15 protein-coding genes are annotated in these 19672 nt (G+C 68.9%); 12 read left to right on the plus strand and 3 right to left on the minus strand.

From position 1 onward, the window contains the following. The first annotated feature begins 163 nt into the window (after positions 1-163). From Aple_RS15575 to Aple_RS15620, 10 genes are all read left to right on the plus strand, one after another. Positions 164-1171: an ABC transporter ATP-binding protein gene (locus tag Aple_RS15575; RefSeq protein ID WP_155345297.1), complete on the plus strand. Its 1008-nt coding sequence runs from the start codon at positions 164-166 to the stop codon at positions 1169-1171. Next, on the plus strand, positions 1164-1835 hold the full coding sequence (locus Aple_RS15580; RefSeq protein ID WP_246264495.1) for an ABC transporter permease: 672 nt from the start codon (positions 1164-1166) through the stop codon (positions 1833-1835). The genes Aple_RS15575 and Aple_RS15580 overlap by 8 nt, the downstream gene beginning before the upstream one ends. Next, on the plus strand, positions 1832-2494 hold the full coding sequence (locus Aple_RS15585) for an ABC transporter permease (RefSeq protein WP_155345299.1): 663 nt from the start codon (positions 1832-1834) through the stop codon (positions 2492-2494). The genes Aple_RS15580 and Aple_RS15585 overlap by 4 nt, the downstream gene beginning before the upstream one ends. 39 nt (positions 2495-2533) lie before the next feature. After that, positions 2534-3445 (plus strand): ABC transporter substrate-binding protein, encoded by a 912-nt coding sequence (locus Aple_RS15590; protein ID WP_155345300.1) that lies wholly within the window; start codon positions 2534-2536, stop codon positions 3443-3445. 104 nt (positions 3446-3549) lie between these two features. Then, entirely contained in the window at positions 3550-4029 is a 480-nt protein-coding gene (locus Aple_RS15595; protein ID WP_246264496.1) for a flavin reductase family protein, read from the plus strand. Between the two features lie 960 nt (positions 4030-4989). Then, positions 4990-7161 (plus strand): 1,4-alpha-glucan branching protein GlgB, encoded by a 2172-nt coding sequence (gene glgB, locus Aple_RS15600; RefSeq protein WP_155345301.1) that lies wholly within the window; start codon positions 4990-4992, stop codon positions 7159-7161. 158 nt (positions 7162-7319) lie between these two features. Continuing rightward, a complete protein-coding gene (locus tag Aple_RS15605; protein ID WP_155345302.1) occupies positions 7320-8453 on the plus strand; it encodes a hypothetical protein in 1134 nt (377 codons plus the stop codon). Positions 8454-9093: 640 nt separating this feature from the next. Beyond that, a complete protein-coding gene (locus tag Aple_RS15610) occupies positions 9094-9984 on the plus strand; it encodes an FKBP-type peptidyl-prolyl cis-trans isomerase (protein ID WP_155345303.1) in 891 nt (296 codons plus the stop codon). A 105-nt stretch (positions 9985-10089) separates the two neighbouring features. Next, positions 10090-10473, plus strand: coding sequence for a hypothetical protein (locus Aple_RS15615; RefSeq protein WP_155345304.1), 384 nt, complete (start codon positions 10090-10092; stop codon positions 10471-10473). A 211-nt stretch (positions 10474-10684) separates the two neighbouring features. Beyond that, complete coding sequence (locus Aple_RS15620) at positions 10685-12283, plus strand: glycosyl hydrolase family 18 protein (RefSeq protein WP_218038339.1); 1599 nt, start codon at positions 10685-10687, stop codon at positions 12281-12283. A gap of 80 nt (positions 12284-12363) precedes the next feature. Here the strand turns inward: Aple_RS15620 and Aple_RS15625 are convergent, their stop codons facing one another. Both Aple_RS15625 and Aple_RS15630 read right to left on the minus strand, forming a co-directional pair. Then, positions 12364-14946, minus strand: a complete 2583-nt coding sequence (locus Aple_RS15625) for an outer membrane protein assembly factor BamB family protein (RefSeq protein WP_155345305.1) — start codon at positions 14944-14946, stop codon at positions 12364-12366. Positions 14947-14990: 44 nt separating this feature from the next. Then, positions 14991-15737, minus strand: coding sequence for a FadR/GntR family transcriptional regulator (locus tag Aple_RS15630; protein WP_155345306.1), 747 nt, complete (start codon positions 15735-15737; stop codon positions 14991-14993). Between the two features lie 162 nt (positions 15738-15899). Here Aple_RS15630 and Aple_RS15635 point away from each other — a divergent pair, with 162 nt between their 5' ends. Both Aple_RS15635 and Aple_RS15640 read left to right on the plus strand, forming a co-directional pair. Beyond that, on the plus strand, positions 15900-17075 hold the full coding sequence (locus tag Aple_RS15635) for a mandelate racemase/muconate lactonizing enzyme family protein (protein WP_155345307.1): 1176 nt from the start codon (positions 15900-15902) through the stop codon (positions 17073-17075). Further along, positions 17072-18685 (plus strand): N-acyl-D-amino-acid deacylase family protein, encoded by a 1614-nt coding sequence (locus tag Aple_RS15640; RefSeq protein ID WP_155345308.1) that lies wholly within the window; start codon positions 17072-17074, stop codon positions 18683-18685. Before Aple_RS15635 ends, Aple_RS15640 begins: the two co-directional genes overlap by 4 nt. Positions 18686-18769: 84 nt before the next feature. Here Aple_RS15640 and Aple_RS15645 read toward each other — a convergent pair whose 3' ends face one another. Next, the gene (locus tag Aple_RS15645) at positions 18770-19669 is read right to left on the minus strand and encodes a dihydrodipicolinate synthase family protein (protein ID WP_155345309.1); all 900 of its coding nucleotides are present in this window, start codon (positions 19667-19669) and stop codon (positions 18770-18772) included. Between the last annotated feature and the right edge of the window lie 3 nt (positions 19670-19672).

A 19672-nucleotide genomic window follows, 5' to 3' on the forward strand; every position in this document is an offset into this window, starting at 1 on the left:
CGACAGAACAGACAGCCGCCTCGTAGGCTGGCTGGCGAGATCGACTGGAGGTGGCCAAGCCCGCCGAGCCGAAGGATCGGCCATAAGCACAGCCGCCGATCTGGAGGATCGGCTCTATGCACAGCCCGCCGTGCCGGAGGCGCGGCCATAGCGAGGGTCACGAGTGATCAAATTTGACGGCGTCACCAAGCGCTACGCGGACGGGACCGTGGCTGTGGACAACCTCAGCCTGGAGGCGGCGAGCGGGACGATCACCGTCTTCGTGGGGCCTTCCGGCTGTGGCAAGACCACCTCGCTGCGCATGATCAATCGAATGATCGACGCCACCACGGGCCGGATCACGCTGGACGGCCAGGACGTCAAGGCCATCGAACCGGCCACCCTCCGCCGCGGCATCGGCTACGTCATCCAGCAGGCCGGGCTCTTCCCGCACCGCACGATCGTGGACAACATCGCCACCGTGCCGTACCTGCTGGGCTGGGACCGGAAGAAGGCCCGGGCGCGGGCTATGGACCTGCTCGAACGGGTGGGCCTGGACCCGAAGCTGGCCAAGCGGTATCCGTTCCAGCTGTCCGGCGGGCAGCAGCAGCGGGTCGGCGTGGCCCGGGCGCTGGCCGCCGATCCGCCGGTGCTGCTCATGGACGAGCCGTTCAGCGCGGTCGACCCGATCGTCCGGACGAGCCTGCAGGAGGAGCTGCTGCGGCTGCAGTCCGAATTGCACAAGACCATCGTGTTCGTCACCCACGACATCGACGAGGCGGTCAAGCTGGGAGACACGGTCGCGGTCTTCCGGGTCGGCGGACATCTGGCCCAGATCAGCGATCCGGCCACGCTGCTGAGCAAGCCCGCCGACGACTTCGTGCGCGAGTTCCTCGGCCGCGACCGCGGCATCCGCCGCCTGTCGTTCGTCCCGGCCGCGGACGTGCCGCTGAGCCCGCCGCCTGACACTCTCGTGGTCAACGACGGCAAGCCGGTGGGATGGGAGTCCGACGGGGAGATGCGGCCGTACGGGAGCTTCAATCCGGCGACGGACTCGCTGCGGGCCGCGCTGGACGCGGCGCTGCTGTCGGTGAACGGCGTGGCGGTGGCCGTGGACGGCGACGGCAAGGTGCTCGGCGTGGTCGCCAGGGAGGCGCTGGATGCCGCCGTGTCGGGAGTGGCCCGTGGATGAGCCGCTCATCCGGTGGGATTGGATCGCCAGGAACTGGGACAACGGCAGCCCGCTCGCGATCAGGACCCTGCTGGAGAACCACATTGTCATGGCCTTCGTACCGGTCGTCTTCGGGCTGATCCTGGCGATTCCGCTCGGCCTGGCCTGCGCCCGCTGGCGGCTGCTCTACCAGCCCACCACCGCCCTGATGAACATCGTGTACGCCATGCCCTCGCTCGCTCTGTTCTCCATCCTGCTGTCGGTGACCGGGCTCACCCAGACCACCGTGATCATCCCGCTGACGCTGTTCTCGCTGGCCGTGCTGATCCCGTCCGTGGTGGACGGGATGACCTCGGTCCCCGATCACGTGCGGCAGTCGGCCACGGCGATGGGCTTCCGGCCGCTGCGGCGGCTGGTCCTGGTCGAGCTGCCGATCGCCACGCCGGTGGTGCTGGCCGGCACGCGGGTGGCCACCGTGGCCAGCATCAGCCTGGTCAGCGTGGGCGCGCTGATCGGTCAGGGCGGCCTGGGCGCGCTCTTCACCGACGGCTGGCAGCGGCAGTTCTCCACGCCGATCATCGTGGGCATCGCCCTGATCGTCCTGCTGGCCGTCGCCGCCGACCTGGTGCTGATAGCGCTGCAACGGCTGCTGACGCCGTGGTCGCGGGCCAGGAGGTCGGCGTGAACTGGCTGATCGACTTCTTCGGGGAGCCGGCCAACTGGTCGGGTCCCGACGGCATTCCCACCCGGCTGCTCCAGCACGTCGAGTTCTCCCTGCTCGCGTTCGCGATCGCCGCGCTCATCGCGCTGCCGCTCGGGCTGTGGGTCGGCCACACCGGGCGCGGCGCCGTGCTCGTGGTGCTGTCGGCCAACGCCGCCAGGGCGCTGCCGACGCTGGGCCTGCTGGTGCTGGTCGTGCTGCTGATCGGGGTGGGCACGATCTGGCCGGTGCTGATCCCGCTGATCGCGCTGGCGGTCCCGCCGATCCTGGTCAACACCTACGAGGGCATCAGGAACGCGGACGCGGATCTGCGCGACGCCGCCTACGGCATGGGGCTGCGCGGGCGGCAGGTGCTGTTCAGCGCGCTGGTCCCGGTCGCGCTGCCGCTGATCCTGCTGGGGCTGCGGCTGGCCGCGATCCAGGTGGTGGCCACGGCCACCGTCGCCGCGTACGTCGGGCTTGGCGGTCTGGGCCGCTACATCATCGACGGTCTGGCCACCAAGGACTATCCCAGTGTCTTCGGCGGAGCGGTGCTGGTCGTGCTGCTGGCGCTGGCCGTGCAGTTCGGCTTCGCGCTGCTCAACCGGGTGGTCGTCTCGCCGGGGGTGCGCCAGGTCCGCTAATCTCACCTATACCCCCCGAATTTGAAGGGATATTTTCCGATGAAACGCCTCATACTCACCGCGGTTGCCGCGGTGTTGACTCTGTCCGCGTGCGGGGGCGGATCCGATCCGCTCAGTCAGGCCACTCCCTCCGCCGCCGCACCGGCCAGTTCGGGGGGAACCGCCGCCAGCGTCACCGTCGGCTCCTTCGACTTCCCGGAGAGCGTGCTGCTCGCCTCGATCTACGCCCAGGCCCTGCAGGCCAAGGGCGTGACGGTCACGGAGAAGCCCAACATCGGCAGCCGCGAGATCGTCTACGACCAGATCAAGAGCGGCGGCCTGACCATCCTGCCGGAGTACATCGGCTCCCTGCTGGCCTTCGTTGACTCCAGCGCCACCGCCAAGAGCACCACGGACGTGGTGACCGCCCTGGGCACCGCCCTCCCGCCCGAGCTGCAGGTCCTCGCCCCGTCGGCGGCGCAGGACAACAACTCGCTGACGGTCAGCAAGGAGATCGCCACCAAGGACAACCTGAAGACGATCGAGGACCTGGCCAAGGTCTCCAAGGACTACATCGTGGGTGGCCCGCCGGAGTTCAAGGACCGCCAGGAGGCGAACTTCAAGACCGTCTACGGCCTGGAGTTCAAGGAGTGGAAGCCGACCGGCGCCACCACCGCCGACGCCATCAAGAGCGGCACCATCCAGGTCGGCAACGTCTTCACCACCGACCCCAAGATCATCCTCAACGACCTGGTCTCCCTCGAGGACAACAAGAGCGCGTTCGCGGCCGAGAACGTCACCCCGCTCGTCTTCAAGGCCGGCGTGGACGACACCGTGAAGTCCACCCTGGACGCGATCTCGGCCAAGCTCACCACGCAGGGCCTGCTCGACATGATGAAGAAGATCGCCGTCGACAAGGACGACCCGCCCGTGGTCGCCAAGGACTGGCTGACCGCGAACGGTCTGCTGTAGCAATTGGAAAGTTGTGATCTGGACAGCCGCAACGGTGAGTCGCTAGGTCTGCGGCTGTCTAGCCACCTGGAACCCTGGCCCCCACGTGGGGCTAGGGTTTTCCGGTGAGCGAGTTCACCGAGGCGATGGCGCAGCTGGCCGGGGGAGTGGCCGTGGTCACGGTCCGGGACGGCCGCGACGACGTCGGCAACACGGTCAGCACCCTGCTCTCGGTCTCCGCCGAACCCCCCTTGATCCTGGTCAGCCTGACCTCCTCCAGCTACCTGGCCGAACTCCTGCTCCGCCAGGACCGCTGGGCGGCCAGCCTGCTCGCCGACGGCCAGCAGGCCATCGCCTCCCGCTTCGCCACCCCCGGCCGCCCCGGCGCCCGCCTACTCCTCGCCGGCACCCCGCACCACCGGGGCCCCGTCTCCGAGGCGCTCCTCATCGACGACGGCGTCGCCGCCCTCGAAGCCGAGACCACCCGCGTCGTCCCCGCCGGCGACCACACCCTCTTCCTCGCCACCGTCCTGTCCGTCGACTACGTCGACGCCGTCAGGTCCCCCTTGGTACGCCTCCGCTCCCGTTACCGCCCCGTCGGCTAACTGATGCGCCGACCGTACGGCCCAGAGCGGAGCGAAAACATTCGTGTCGGACAGCACGCCCAGCAGTTGGACGGCCAGACCCGACGCGATCACCTGCTGGTAGAGGACGTCAGGACCGAACAGCACCAGCGGCTGGAGATTGGCCGCGACCAGCGACAACCAGCCGGGCCACAGCGCGCTCCCGGTCCAGCGGCCGTCCCTGTGCTGGGCGATCAAGATCATGATCAGCCAGACCGCGGGCCCGAGGTAGGCGGCGTCCCCGAGCATCGCGAGCTCTACCAGCGAGAGGCTGCTGAACCAGAACGACAGGAACAACGTGGCCTTGCTCACGACTCCGATCGTCCCGAAGATCGTCGCGATCCAGCGGAGCACCGCGGATGTGCGCGTGAGCACGCGGTGGAAGAGGACCACGACGACCGCGGTCACGATGATCTCTAATATGAAGCCGATGATCGACAGTGGCGTGTCATTCACGATGATGAACGCCAGCTGTATCCCGGCCAGCCAGTAGAGCGCGCGGCGCAGGCCGTCGGCGCCTCCGCTGAGGAACGGCGTGGAAAGCTTCGGCACGGTCTTGGCCGGGCCACGCGCGACCTGCCAGAGCGCCCAGACGATCAGCAGGCCCGCCCCAGCGTCCCAGCTGAAGCTGACGAGAGCCGAGTCGAGGGGGTCTACGTCAATTGTCCACGCGGGGGTCTCGTGCCAGGTGACGTAGTCGCGGGCCAAGATCGTGACCTTCAGCGCGAAGTAGCCACCGGCGAGGAGCAGGCCGAGGACCGCGTAACGGTATTTGGTCACGGACATGTCCTCCTGAATGGTCAAATGTCGGCCACTGTAGCCGGGTTCACGTAGGCGTTCCGGTGTGGTGAAAAGAATCTTTCGGGCGCGGGGGGTGGGTGTGGGAGAGGTTCTGGGGCAGGGTAGGGAAGCGGCGGCGGGTAAGGCGAGGAGTGAGGCAGCGTGGACGACCAGACGCGTAGGGACTTGGACCGGCTGGCCGGAGGGGCGCACCATGATCCGCATGCGATCCTGGGCGGGCATCTGACGGCGGACGGGGTCGTCATTCGGGTGTTGCGGCCGTTCGCGGAGAAGGTCGAGGCGCTGGTCGACGGGGTCGCGTATGCGCTGCGGCATGTGGCGTTCGGGGTGTTCGAGGTGGTTTTGCCGGGGCTGGATAAGATTCCGGCGTACCGGATCAGGGTGGGGTATTCGGGCGAGGAGCCGTACGAGGCGGGGGATCCGTACCGGCATTGGCCCACGCTGGGGGAAGTGGACCTGCACCTGATCGGGGAGGGGCGGCACGAGCGGCTCTGGGAGGTGCTCGGGGCGCGGGTGCTCGACCACGACGGCGAGGTGGGTACGGCTTTCGCGGTCTGGGCCCCCAACGCGCTGGGCCTGCGGGTCATCGGCGAGTTCAACCACTGGAACGGCGGAGGCCACCCGATGCGGTCGCTGGGCCGGTCGGGAGTCTGGGAGCTGTTCATCCCGGGAGTCGAGGCGGGCTCGCGGTACAAGTTCGAGATCCTCGGCGTGGACGGGGTGTGGCGGAGCAAGGCCGACCCGATGGCGCGGCGCACCGAGGTCCCCCCGCAGACCGCCTCCGTGGTCGACAAATCTGAATATGTCTGGAACGACGAGGAGTGGCTGGCCGATCGTTCGGCGCGGGACGCGCTGGCCGCGCCGATGAGCACCTACGAGGTGCATCTCGGGTCGTGGCGGCCGGGGCTCTCCTATCGGGAACTGGCCGAACAACTCACCGCGTACGTCGTGGACATGGGGTTCACCCACGTCGAGTTCCTGCCCGTCGCCGAGCACCCGTTCGGCGGCTCCTGGGGCTACCAGGTGACCTCCTACTACGCGCCGACGTCCAGGTTCGGCGGCCCTGACGACTTCCGGTTCCTCGTCGACACCCTGCACCAGGCCGGGATCGGCGTGATCGTCGACTGGGTGCCCGCGCACTTCCCGATGGACGACTGGGCGCTGGCCCGCTTCGACGGCACCCCGCTCTACGAGCACGCCGACCCCGAACGCGGCGAGCACCCCGACTGGGGCACCTACGTCTTCGACTTCGGCCGTCGCGAGGTGCGCAACTTCCTGGTCGCCAACGCGGTCTACTGGCTGCGCGAGTTCCATGTCGACGGGCTGCGGGTGGACGCGGTGGCCTCGATGCTCTACCTGGACTACTCGCGCCGGGACGGCGAGTGGACGCCCAACATCTACGGCGGCAGGGAGAACCTGGACGCGATCGAGTTCCTCAAGGAGATGAACACGCTCGCCTACCGGGAGGCCCCCGGGATCGTGACGATCGCGGAGGAGTCCACCGCCTGGCCCGGGGTGTCGCGGCCGGTGCACCTGGGCGGGCTCGGGTTCGGCTTCAAATGGAACATGGGGTGGATGCACGACGCCCTCGCGTACATGAAGCACGAGCCGGTGTTCCGGCAGTATCACCATCACCAGCTGACGTTCTCCTTGATGTACGCCTACTCGGAGAATTTCGTGCTGCCGCTCTCGCACGACGAGGTGGTGCATCTGAAGGGTTCGCTGCTGGCCAAAATGCCCGGCGACGAATGGCAGCGCTTCGCGAACCTGCGCGCGCTCTACGCGTTCATGTGGGCGCATCCGGGCAAGCAGCTGCTGTTCATGGGCGGCGAGTTCGGCCAGGGCTCGGAATGGTCGGAGTCGAAGGGGCTCGACTGGTGGGTCCTGGATTTCGACTTCCATCAGGGCGTGCAACGCCTGGTCAAGGACATGAACGGGGTGTACGCGTCGACGCCCGCCCTCTTCTCGCAGGATTTCACCCCCGACGGATTCCGCTGGATCGACGCCGACGACGCGCCGGGGAACGTCTTCTCCTTCCTCAGGTACGGCTCCGACGGCTCGGTTCTGGCCTGTGTGACCAACTTCTCCGGCGGGCCGCACGAGGATTACCACCTCGGGCTGCCGCGGGAAGGGCGCTGGGAGGAGGTGCTCAACACCGACGCGTACGAATACGCCGGCAGCGGCATCGGCAACCTCGGTGAGATCATCGCCACCGACGTCCCTCATCACGGTTTGCCCTGCTCCACCCACCTCCGGGTACCCCCCTTGGGCGCCGTCTGGCTCCTCCACAAATCGGAAATTTCCGACATCTAATTAAATGGGCGAAATGAATGGCCTTGGGATTTATTAACGTGCATTAGGGTTCGACTGCACTCTTTCGTGGCGATGTCTGGATTGGAAGTGTCTCGGCGGTAATGGCGTCGAGATACGAAATTCCGGAATTTCTTCCCACATAAGAGGAGTGCTACCTCATGCGAGGTCACATCTACTTCCGGCGTGCGGCCGCTCTGGCCGCGGTCCTCGCCGCCGGAATGATCAGTGTGGTGCCGGGTGCTGGGGCGGACGGCGTCGACGGTGTTGACGGCCTGCCCGAAGTGATGCGCGGAGACCCGAAGGACGTCTCCAACTGGGGCACGGTCATGGCCCTGCCCGGCTGCGTGCAGTCCGACGCCTGGATCGCCCGGCTGAAGGGCCTGGGCGGCGCCGTCAACACCACCCTGTTCCAGGCGCACTACCCCGAGTTCGGGCAGGCCGGGAAGACCGCGGGCGGCAAGGCCCTGGTCGACCTGAAGATCCCGGACCCGAACCGGTTCACCTCGGGCATCTCCTTCGGCCAGGCGTCCGGCTTCTATGCCAAGGCCATCGGCGACGCGCTCCCGTCCACCGAGATCAGCGGCGACGACGTGGCCACGAAGTGCGCCGCCTATGCGGAGGCGGGCGGCGCGATGGTCGACGTCGGCCTGCCCGGCATCCCCGGCTTCAGCTTCTTCAGCGGGGCCGCCAACACCCGCGGCGGCCTGATCAACAAGGTCAACCCGTTCCGTCCCGGCACGTCCCCGTCCTGGAGCGAGCTCCGCGACTCCTCACCGCTGCGGGTACACGCCGAGGGCATCGCCGTGTCCGCGCGTTCGGTCCCCGGCAAACCCATCGAGTTCGCCGGAAACTTCGCGCATGGGTACATCGCCAGCTTCGGCAAGAAATTCATCGACATCCCGGCCAAGTGGCCCGCCAACTTTGGCGTGGAGGTCCCCACCCCGTTCGGCCCGCCGCTCGCCCTGGTCACCACCAACGAGCAGGTCACCACCAACACGAACGGCACCGGCACGCTCGCCCCCGGTCGTTCCACCTACCAGCACAACCCGATCGCGGCGAGCGGCTACATCAACGCCATCCACGTCACCGTCCTGGGCACCAACGCCGCCGACCTCACCATCGGCCACGCCGCCGTCCTCAACGGCACCCCAGCCGGCCCGGCCCAGCCGGTCCTGCTCCCCTGCGTCGACGCACCCGGCCGCGAGGCCACCTGCCCCACCGACGCCCAGGAGAAAACCCAGGACACCACCATCATCGACTCCATTCCCACCACCCTGAAACCCCGCGACTAGCGACCCTTCAAACACGCCTAACGTTGGCTATTCAGCACGCGGTCAATGAACCCTTTTCATCCTCTGGCGGTATGGCCGTTGAGCAGGGCCGATCTGCTGACAACGAAGGCCTCCGGTGAAGATTTGCAAGATTCCGCATGCAGGTCAACGGGCCCGACCTCGCGGCCGCAGCCTTCCGACCTGCGGAGACGGGTTGAAATGAGCTCAACGCATCTGATAACGGACCTCCTGACCTGCGCGAACATGGCCCGTGTGCGGCCGGCAGCTTTCGCGTGCCGGGCGAACGAGCGTTCTCGCAGCCCAGGACGGGTGAACGAGCGCTCTCGCAGCCCAGGACGGGTGAACATATAGATCGCGAACCATCGGGGCCAACCTTCGAACACGCCTGGCCTCTTTGGCGCCGGGTCGGTGAGAACCATCACCAGCGTTAACGGCGCCGGATAACGGCGAGCGGCTCGGCGACCTGCTCATTCTGTTGAGCGGCTTTCAACCCGCGTCACCCGGTGACGCGCTGATATTTCTTCTCGTGGCGCATGCGCCGCGTCGTTCCCTTCATGGGAGCAATATTGGCGGGCAACACTTCTGCCAAGCCCGCCCGTGGCAAGAACATCGACCGGCGCACAATTCGGAAAATCGACACGTGCGCCGGTTTTTGTCCCTCGCCCTGCTGATTTCGCTCCTGCCCGGCTGCGGGACGACCAGGACAACTCCCTTGGTCACCGGTGCCTTCGGGACTCGGCCCACGATCGTTCTGCCATCCGGCCCACCCCCCACGCGACCGACCATTCAAGTCATCGCCCAAGGCCGCGGCCCGATCGTCCAGAAAGGCCAAGCCGTCATCACCCACGCCGACATTCGCCTCTGGAAAACCGGCAAACCCTACCTGAGCACCTTCGACCTCAAACAGCCCACCACCGTCTCCCTCGACGGCCAGCATGTCTCCCACACCTGGACCGCCGCCCTGGCAGGCCGCCGCGTGGGCAGCCGAGTCGTCCTGATCAGCCCTGCCTCCCACGGTTTCGGCCCCGCGGGCATGGCGCCCTCCGGAGTCTCCCCGTCCGAAACGCTGGTCATCGTCTTCGACATCATCGGCTCGTACGCCCCCACCGCCAACGTCGGCGCCCCGACGACCCCCACCACACCCCCCAATCTCCCCAAGATCAGCGGCTTCCCCCCTTTCCCCAGCAATTTCCCGAAAAATCCACCGAAATCCCTCACCATCCACACCCTCCACCAGGGCTCCGGCCCTCCGATCCACCCCGGTTCCACGATCGTCGTGCAATATGTCACCACCCCCTGGGCCGCCAAGACGCCCACCGACGCCTCGTACGCCCGAGGCGGTCCCAACGGCTTTCTCCTCGCCGAGAACTCCGTCCCGCCCGGCTGGGTGAAAGGCCTCACCGGCATCCCCACCGGCAGCCGCGTCCTCCTGGTCGCCCCACCCCAACCGGGCTTCACCACCACGACCGGTGGCGTGATCATCCCCCAGGGCAAAGCCGTCACCTACGTCATCGACATCCTCGCGGCGTGATTCGGACGCGAATCGGCATTGGAACGGTCTAACGCCCGGCTATCCGCCGATCGTAGGTTCTCCTCATCCGGCCGGAAGAGCCGGTTTCACCACGAGGGGACCAACATGACCGAGAAGACGATCGAGAAGCCGACCGCCCGTCCGCTGAGCCAGCGGTCCGTCAACTATGTGCTGGCCGTTGTCCAGGACGACCCGCAGCTGGCCGCCCAGGCGGCCGACGAGCTGGAGAAGGACCCGCGCGGCACGATCAAGCAGTACTTCGCCCTGACCCGCGAGCAGCAGCTCGGCCTGAACCAGTTCGACGAGGACTTCCTGCGCCGCACCCTCATGCCCGTCGCCAAGGCCCTCCGCGAGGACGTCGACGTCGTGGCCACCGTCCGCCCCGCGGGCGTCACCGCCGCCGGCTGCTCCATCAGCGTCAGCTACACGCCGCCGAACCCGTCCACCGGCACGCCCCGCATGATCGAACTCAAGGTGATCTTCAACTGACCCCGCGTCAACCCCCGGCCGGGCCGCACACCGGGGGTTAAGCGCGAAGGAGGGCCGCTCCTTAGCCCAGGGTTAAGCGCACATTAATCCCAATGTCGCCCCATTGACCCTGCCCCATGATGGACCATACGCTCCCCAGGTAACTCATAGGAAACTTTCCTATTAGTACGCCGTATTGGCCCTATCTGACCTGGAGCAACCCTTGCGTCGAATGACATTCGGGTCCTTGATCGCCGCGGCGGCGCTGTTGGTGCCGTTGGGGGTCGGGACGGCTATCGCTGCAACTCCGGCTACCGCCACCTATGCCGTCACCTCAGACTGGGGCTCCGGCTTCGAGGCGAAGGTGACGGTCCGGGCGGGCGACTCCGCGCTGGCCAGCTGGCGCGTCGAGTTCGACGTCCCGGCGGGAACCGCCATCAGCTCGGCCTGGGACGCCGACATGACGAAGAGCGGCAACCACTACACCTTCGTGAACAAGGGGTGGAACGGGGCGGTTCCGGCGGGCGGGCAGGCCGCGTTCGGCTTTATCGGGGCGCCCGGCGGGCTGGCTGCCGTACAGAACTGCACCCTCAACGGAGCGGCCTGCACCGGCGGCACGAACCCGTCCCCCTCGCCGTCGCCGAGCCCGACCGCGAGCCCCAGCCCGACCGCGAGCCCCAGCCCCAGCCCGAGTCCCACGCCGACCACGCCGCCCGGAAGTAAGGTCATCGGCTACTTCACCAACTGGGGCGTCTACGGGCGCAACTACCACGTGAAGAACCTGGAGACCAGCGGCTCCGCCGCCAAGCTCACCCACATCCTGTACGCCTTCGGCAACGTCTCCGGCGGCCAGTGCTCGCTCTCCGACACCTACTCCGACTACGACAAGTTCTACTCGGCGGCGGACTCGGTGAACGGCGTGGCCGACACCTGGGACACCGGCGCGCTGCGCGGCAACTTCGGCCAGCTGCGGCGGCTGAAGGCCATGCACCCCGGCCTGAAGGTGATCTTCTCCTTCGGCGGCTGGACCTACTCCGGCGGCTTCACCCAGGCCGCCGCCAACCCGACCGCGTTCGCGAACTCCTGCTACAACGTGGTCGAGGACCCGCGCTGGGCGGACGTGTTCGACGGCATCGACATCGACTGGGAGTACCCGAACGCTTGTGGCCTGACCTGTGACAGCACCGGCTTCGCCTCCTTCAAGAACTTGATGCAGGCGGTGCGCAACCGGTTCGGCGCGAACAGCCTGGTGACGGCGGCGATCACCGCCGACGGCACCAACGGCGGCAAGATCGACGCGGCGGACTACGCGGGCGCGGCGCAGTACGTGGACTTCTACATGCCGATGACCTACGACTTCTTCGGAGCCTTCGCCCCGCAGGGCCCGACCGCCCCGCACTCGCCGCTGACGTCCTACACCGGCATCCCGCAGGCCGGTTTCTACTCCGACGCGGCCATCCAGAAGCTCAAGTCCAAGGGCATCCCGTCCAGCAAGCTGCTGCTCGGCATCGGCTTCTACGGCCGGGGCTGGACCGGGGTGACCCAGAGCGCGCCGGGTGGTTCGGCCACGGGCGCCGCGCCGGGCACGTACGAGGCGGGCATCGAGGACTACAAGGTCCTCAAGACCAAGTGCCCGGCCAACGGCACGGTCGCCGGCACCGCGTACGGGTTCTGCAACGGCCAGTGGTGGGGATACGACACCCCCAGCACGATCACCGGAAAGATGACCTACGCCAAGAACCAGGGCCTGGCGGGCGCCTTCTTCTGGGAGACCAGCGGCGACACCAGCAACGGTGAGCTGATCAGCGCCATCTACAACGGTCTCCGCTAGCCACCCTCCGATCCTCGGGGTCGGCTCGACCCCATTCCCCGGAGGATCAACGGCCCTCGCGTCGGCAGACGCGAGGGCCGTCACTCTTTGGTGCCGAGGAGCCGGAGCTTTCCGTCCGCGGTGGCCACGAGTATCTCCACCCGGTCGTCGCCGTTCACATCGGCCGGCACCGGGTTGGTGACCGCGGCGGGAAACTGGTGTTCCCAGATGATTTCGCCGTCGCGCAGGCACAGCAGCCGGCCGGTCCGGGTGCCGACCAGGAACTCGTCGCGCCCGTCGCCGTCCAGGTCACCAGCGGCGACCGCGCGCTCCGGGATGGCCGGTCCGGTGTCGAGCTGCCAGCGCACCTCTCCGGTGGCCGCGTCGAGCGCCGCGAATCGGCCGTCGCGCGACACCGTTCCGAGCAGCCATCGTCCCGGCTCCGGTGCGCGGGCCAGCGCGGAGCGGCCCGGGAAGTAGCGCCACAGTTCGGTGTTGACCCGCCACACCGTTTCGCCGTCGAGGTCGATCAGTTCCAGGCCGTGGATTCCGTCCGCGCGCAGCAGCGCGGCGGTGCCGCCGTCGGCCGCCGGCACCGCGATCGGGGTGGTGTACGCGGCGGTCCAGTCGTTTTCCGCGCGGACTTTTCCGGTTTCGTCATACAGGCGCAGGCGGCCGTGGTCGTCGGCCGCGATCAGCCAGGTGTCCCCGCCCAGCGGCAGCACGCCGGGCCGGGCCGGATGTCCGCCGTGCCGGGCGTCGGTCCACAGGGGGGCGCCGACGGCGTCGTACAGGGTCAGCGCGGCGGTGTGCACGCCGGTGTGCTGGTTGGCGAGCAGCCGGAAGGTCAGGCCGAACGGGACGAGCGCCAGAGCCGGCGGCGCGGCCAGCGTGATCGTGATCGCCGTGGCGTCCGGGCTGCCCGGTTCGCGGTGCACCATCGCCGCTGGTCGGCCACCGTCCATAGTGGACACGACAAGTCGGTGCGTACCTCTGGCGTCGCGGTGCAGCGCCGGCAACTCGCCTGGCACCCGCCACTCGCGGTCCAATCCTGCGGGCCCGGGTGTCCCGCCGATGACCTGCCCGCCGGCCAGGTCGGTGACGATCTCGGGGCCGTGGTCCCGCGTCCACACCAAAGGCTGGCAGAACCGGCCGGAGGCCGGGACGGGGTCGCCGACCGGGGACAGGTCCGGACCGCACCGGCTCACCCGGCCGTCCGCAGTGGACAGGATGAGCTCTCCGCCGTACCAGTCGGCCCTGACGTACTCCGGCCCGGCCAGCCGACGCGTCGTCCGCCCGTTCCACACATGAACGCCATCGTCGCGGCGGACCAGCAGTCCGGGCGCACCCGAGCAGTTCAGCACCTCGATCGCGCTTCGCCGCTCCGCGTGGAAGTTGACGTGTTCGGGGAGCGCCGAGTCGCTCGAGGTGAGCAGCGCGGCATCGGCCAGCGTGGCCAGCGTTTCCAGGGTCACGCCGTCCACGATCTCCAGCACGGTACGCCCGGCTGGGCGGCGCGCGGGCTCGCGGCTCACCACGAGTTCGGGACGCCCATCGCCATCGAGGTCATGGCATCCCCAGAAGTACCGTCCCGGCAACGCGGCCAGTGCCCCAGCCGCCAGGTCACCGCCGGACGGCCCGGCAAGGAGGTCGAGTATGAGCGTGCGCCACTGGCCCTCCTGCCAGAGGCCGACGACGAGATCGGGGCGTCCCGTCCCGCGCACGTCCGCGACCGAGGTGATCTGCGGGCGCAGCTCACGATGGTCCTCGGGCCAGTCCTTCTCCACGAAGTGCCCCCAGGCGCGATGGAGTCCCGCGCCGGAGTGCCCGGTCACCGCCAGGTACTCCTCGACCTGGCAGCTCACCAGCACGGCGCCGAGTCGTGGGCCCACGGCTTGCAGGAGCCCGTACGGCCGGGCGCACGGGTAGTCGCCGGGATCGGGCCGATAGCGCGTGACGAGCCGCACGTCACCAGTCCCGGCGTCGATCACCGCCTGGTAGAGCCGGCCATCCTCGCGCCCGAGCACCAGCGCCTCGGTGTCAGCACTGGCATAACCGGTACCGCATCGGCTGGACACCAGCACCTCGGCCCGGCCGCGCCCGGTCACGTCCGCGACGACCACGGTGGGCCCGAACCCGGCGTCGTACGCGTCCCCGTAGTCCACGTCCCACACCACGGACGGCCGGCCCGGATCGGAGAAGTCGACGCACCGGCCCCGGGTCGAGTAGGTCGGGAAACACACCCAGCGCAGCGCGCCGGGGGAGCCGAACACCTTGGACGAGCCGGGTCCGGCGAGGTTGGCCCGCGCCTCAGTGCTCCAGGTCCACAGCAGCGTGCCGGTGTCCAGGTCGACCAGGGCCACGGTGCGCTCGTCCGTGGTGATCAGCGCCTGCCACGATTCGGGCGCGCCGAACCGCCCGGCGTGCAGCACCCGCGTGACGCCGAGCGTGTCCGCGCGCCAGATCGGCGTGCCGTCCCAGCCGGTCGCGGCGAGCGTGCTGCCTGCCTGAACCAGCAAGGCTTCGACGCCCCGGACCTTTGCGGTACGGGCGAACCGCACATCCCCGCCGGTGTCGAGATGCCAGACCTCCACCGGCGCGTGACGGTATCCGCCGGGAAGGTCCGTACGCCCGAGGTTGCGGCCATCGCCGCGCGCGGTCCACCACTCGCCCGAACCTGACACCGCAACCCCCAAAGTCTGTCTTAGGACAGAGTTCAGGATCGAGGTTAAGCACCCGGCGGTGTGCTGTCCAGGTCCCGGAAGTAGTGCCGGGCGCGCTCCAGTATCGCCCGCATGCACTGCTCGGCGAGCTGGGCGTCCCGCGCTTCCAGGGCCAGCAACAGCGCCTGGTGCTGGGTGTTGGTCTCGGCGTGGGTCAGCCCGGCCGCCTCGGTGAGCTGGCCGCCGCGGTGCCGCTCGGCGGTGAGCGCTTCGGCGAGCGCGTCCAGGATCGACTGGAAGAACCTGTTTCGCGAGGCGCGGGCGATCGTGCCGTGGAACGCCATGTCCAGCTCGACCCGGCGGGTCAGATCATCCTCGGCGTCGTTGAGCTGGGCCATGACCGTGCGGAGCTCGGCGATCTCCTCGGCCGTCGCCCGGGTGGCGGCCAGCCCGGCGGCCTTGGTCTCGATGGCCAGCCGCAGTTCGAGGAGCTCGTCGATGGCTTCCTCGTGGGCGTCCACGGCGAGCCGGAAGTAGTCCTCCACGGCGACCGGGCGCAGCCCGCTGACCGTGGCCCGCTTGCCCTGGCGAGTCTCCACGACGCCCTGGTTGGTCAGCGTGCGAAGGGCGTCGCGGACCACCCGCTGGCTCACGCCATACCGGTTGGCCAGGTCGGACTCCGACGGCAGGGGGTCGCCGTCGGTCAGCCCTCCGGTCTTGATGAGGTCCCGGATCTGGTCGGCGATCTGCTTCCCGAGCGGCACCCGGGTGTGCCGCCACTGCCCCTCTGGTGCTGACTCCCCGATGGTCACGCCGGTCACCCTCCCAGAATCGCTGCCGAACTGGCCGACCGGCCAAGTCGGGCACCTGCGGGGACAGCGTAGCGCGTTCCGGTGTACCCAGGACACAGGAGGTATGACCTAGGGCCTAACCTGAGTTACATTGTGGCGGTGAGCTGAGCTGTGGGAGGTGCCATGCGAGTCACCGGGGTCCGTCAGTGGATCGCCGATTTCGGGTTCTACAACGCCATCTACATCCGGATCGAGACCGATGAAGGGGTGGTGGGGGAGGCCGAGGTGGCGATGCGCCGGCGAACGCGGTCGGTCTCCGCCCTGATCGAGGAGCTGTCCGAATACCTGGTCGGGCGTGATCCGACCCGGATCGAGCAGCACGCCGAGCGCATGTACCGGGACGCGTTCCTCGGCGGCACCCTGCTCACCATCGGCATCAGCGCGATCGACCAGGCGCTCTGGGACCTCAACGGCCGGGCGCTGGGCGTCCCGGTTCACCGGTTACTGGGGGGCAAATTCCGGGATCGGGTGCCGGTCTACACGCACGCGAAGGCCGGGGGCTCGCCGGAGGCGATGGCGGCCGAGATCCGGGACCGGGTGGACCGGGGCTTCACGGCGGTGAAGACCACGCTGCCCGGCTTCTACGAGCAGGTGACCAGCGTCAAGCACGATCGGCCCGCGCTGATCCCGGCCCGGCAGACCGAGACCGAGTTGCTGCCCACCCGGACGTTCAAGGTGATCGCTGAGTATTTCGCGGCGGCCAGGGAGGAAGTCGGCCCGGACATCCAGCTGATGCTCGACTGCCACGGCCGGTTGAACGTGGCCAACGCGATCCGGCTCTGTGAAGCGCTCGCGCCCTACGACCTGACCTTCATCGAGGAGCCGGTGCCGGCGGATCGGGTGGACTGGATGCTCGAGGTGAGCCGCCGTTCGACCACGCCGATCGCGGCCGGCGAGCGGTGGGGCAACCACTTCGGCTCGGCCCCGTTCATCGGCGCGCACGCGGTGGCGGTGGTCCAGCCGGATGTCGGGATCTGCGGCGGGATCACGGCGGCTCGCAAGATCGCCACCTGCGCGGAGGTGCACGGGCTGTCGATCGCGTTCCACAACCCGTTCGGGCCGTTGCAGAGCGCGGCGACCTGGCAGCTCGCGGCCACCCTGCCGAATCTGCTGATCTCCGAGTCGATGATCACACCGGCCCAGACGCGGTACTGGGAGCGGTATACCGAGGATCCGCCGCGGGTGGAGAACGGCGAGTGGGTGGTCACGGACGCGCCCGGGCTCGGGCCTCGGCTGCGGGTCGAGGAGATCGTCAAGCACCCGTTCAAACCCGAGCTCGACCGAGGGGGCACCCGATGAGCGAGCCGTACCAGCTGATCATCCACTCCGGGCTGGTTGTCGACGGGTCGGGAAACCCCGGGTTCCACGCCGCCGTCGGGGTCCGCGGCGACCGGGTGTTCGTGCTGCGCGGCGATGTGTCCCAGGTGCCCGCCGATCGCCGGATCGACGCCCGCGGCCTTGTCGTCGCGCCGGGCTTCATCGACGCGCACTCGCACTCGGATCTGGTGCTGATGGTCGATCCGACGCTGGAGATGAAGGTCAGGCAAGGGGTGACCACCGAGATCCTGGGTGTGGACGGCCTGTCCTACGCGCCGTTCGACGACCCGGCCGACCTGCTGCGGTTCGTCCGGATGAACGCCGGCATCGCCGGCCACCCGGAGATCGACTACTCCTGGCGGTCCGTGGCCGACCTGCTGGCCCGCTATGACGGCGGCGCCTCGGTCAACGTCGGGGTCTTCGTGGGCAACACCTCGCCCAGGATCAGCGCGCTCGGCTGGTCGGACGCGCCGGCCGACGGGGTCGCGCTGGACCGGATGCGCGGGATCGTCCGGGACGCGATGCGCGACGGCGCGCTGGGTCTGTCCACCGGCCTGGACTATCCGCCGGGCAGCCACGCGGACACCGACGAACTGGTCGCCCTGGCGAAGGAGGCCGCGAGGTTCGGCGGGATCTACCACACCCATGTGCGGTACGCGCTGGGCGACACCTACCTCGACCCGTTCCTGGAGGCGCTGGAGATTGGCCGGCGGGCCGACATTCCTGTGCAATTAACCCATTTCTCCCGCTCGGTGCGGGCCACCTACACCGGCGGCGCCCAGCGGATGCTCGACCTCGTGGAGGACGCGCGGACAGGCGGGCTCGACGTCACGTTCGATACGTATCCGTACGAGTGGGGCGGCACCCGGCTGGTCCGCCTGCTGCCCGGCTGGTTGCAGGCGGATGGACCGGACCCGCTCCAGGAACGGCTCGCCGATCCGGCGCTCCGCGACCGGTTACGCGCGGAGCTGGCCGACAGCGCGGCCGTCCGGCAGTACGTGGTGAGCCGGCCCTTCGCCGACGTGCGGCTGGGGAACCTGAGCGAGCCGGCGCACGCGCGGTTCGAGGGCTGGAATCTCGCCGATGTGGTCACCGAGTGGGGCGGGGACCTCACCGAGACGCTGTGCGTGCTGGCCGCGGCCAACCCGGGCGCCACGTTCACCAGGCCCAGCCCGCACGCGATGACCCTGTGGAAGTTCGTCTGCCATCCGCTTGGGATGATCGCCAGCGACGCGGTGCTGATCGGGGCATACCCGAGCCCTCGGGCGTACGGATGTTTCGCGCGGGTGCTGGGCGACTTCGTCCGCGAGGAGCGGCTGCTCTCGCTGCCCGAGGCCATCCGCAAGATGACCTCGTTCCCGGCGCAGCGGCTCGGCCTCGCCGATCGTGGGCTGGTGCGCGACGGCATGAAGGCCGACCTGGTGGTCTTCGACCCGGCCACGGTGTACGCGCCCGCCAGCTTCGAACGGCCTCGGGAACTCGCGCTGGGTATGTCCTACGTGGCGGTGAACGGTCGCCTGGTGCTCGATGACGGCGTGCTCACCGGGGCGACTCCGGGCCGTGCCCTGCGCGGACCTGGCGCTACCTGCTGACCGCGGGCTGCCCCGCGTGCGGGGCAGCCCGGTTCTGGCTCAGCCCTTGGCGAGCAGGCGGGTCGGGTCTCGCGCTGGGCCTGCTCAGCTCTCGGCGAGCAGGCGGGCCAGGGTCTCGCGCTGGGCCGGGGTCAGCGGCAGCAACGGCTTGCGGCTGTGCCCGCCCGGCAGGCCCCGCATCGCCAGCATCTCCCGGTAGATCGCCAGATCGCTGACCGGCCCGAGGGGTTGCCGCGTGTAGAGGTACTTGATCGGCAGGATGCGAGCCCAGGCGGATCGGGCGGCGGGCAGATCACCCCGCTGGACGGCGTTCCAGAGCGCGACCGCGTCCGGGGTCACCACGTTGAGGATCCCGCTCACCCAGCCGTGCGCGCCTCCGGCCATCCCCTCCAGCGGGGCCATGAAGCTGCCGTAGAAGACGCGGAATCCCTCGTCGGTGGCCGCCCGCGCCTCGTGGACCTGGTGCACGGTCGGGAACGTGCTCTTCACCGCCTGCGCGGCGCCCTCCGCATACAGGGTGGCGAGGTCGGCGGCGGTCAGCGGCTCGGTCCCCGAGTTGGCCGGATTGTTGTAGACCATGATCGGGATCTCGGCGGCCTGCCCGACCGCCCGGAAGTGCGCCATCACCTCGTCCCGGTGCGGGCGCTGGTAGTACGGCAGGATCACGATCGCCCCGGCGGCGCCCGCCTCGGCGGCGCCATGGGTCAGCTCGACCGTCTCCGCGGTGCTGAACGCTCCCGTACCGGCGATGACCGGGACCCGGCCCGCCGCGGCCTTCACGGTGGCCTCGAAGAGCCGTTGCCGTTCCCGGCCGGACAGGGAGATGAACTCGCCGCTGGTGCCGGCCACGACCACGCCGTGCGCGCCCTGCCCGATCAACCAGTCCACGTGGGCGGCCGTGGCGTCCTCGTCGAGCCGGCCGTGTGCGTCGAACATTGTCAGGGCGGCGGGGAAGATCCCGCCCCAGATGGTGGTGGCTTGCATGAC

It is taken from the genome of Acrocarpospora pleiomorpha (genome assembly GCF_009687885.1).
In the GTDB taxonomy this organism is placed as follows: Bacteria; Actinomycetota; Actinomycetes; order Streptosporangiales; family Streptosporangiaceae; genus Acrocarpospora; species Acrocarpospora pleiomorpha.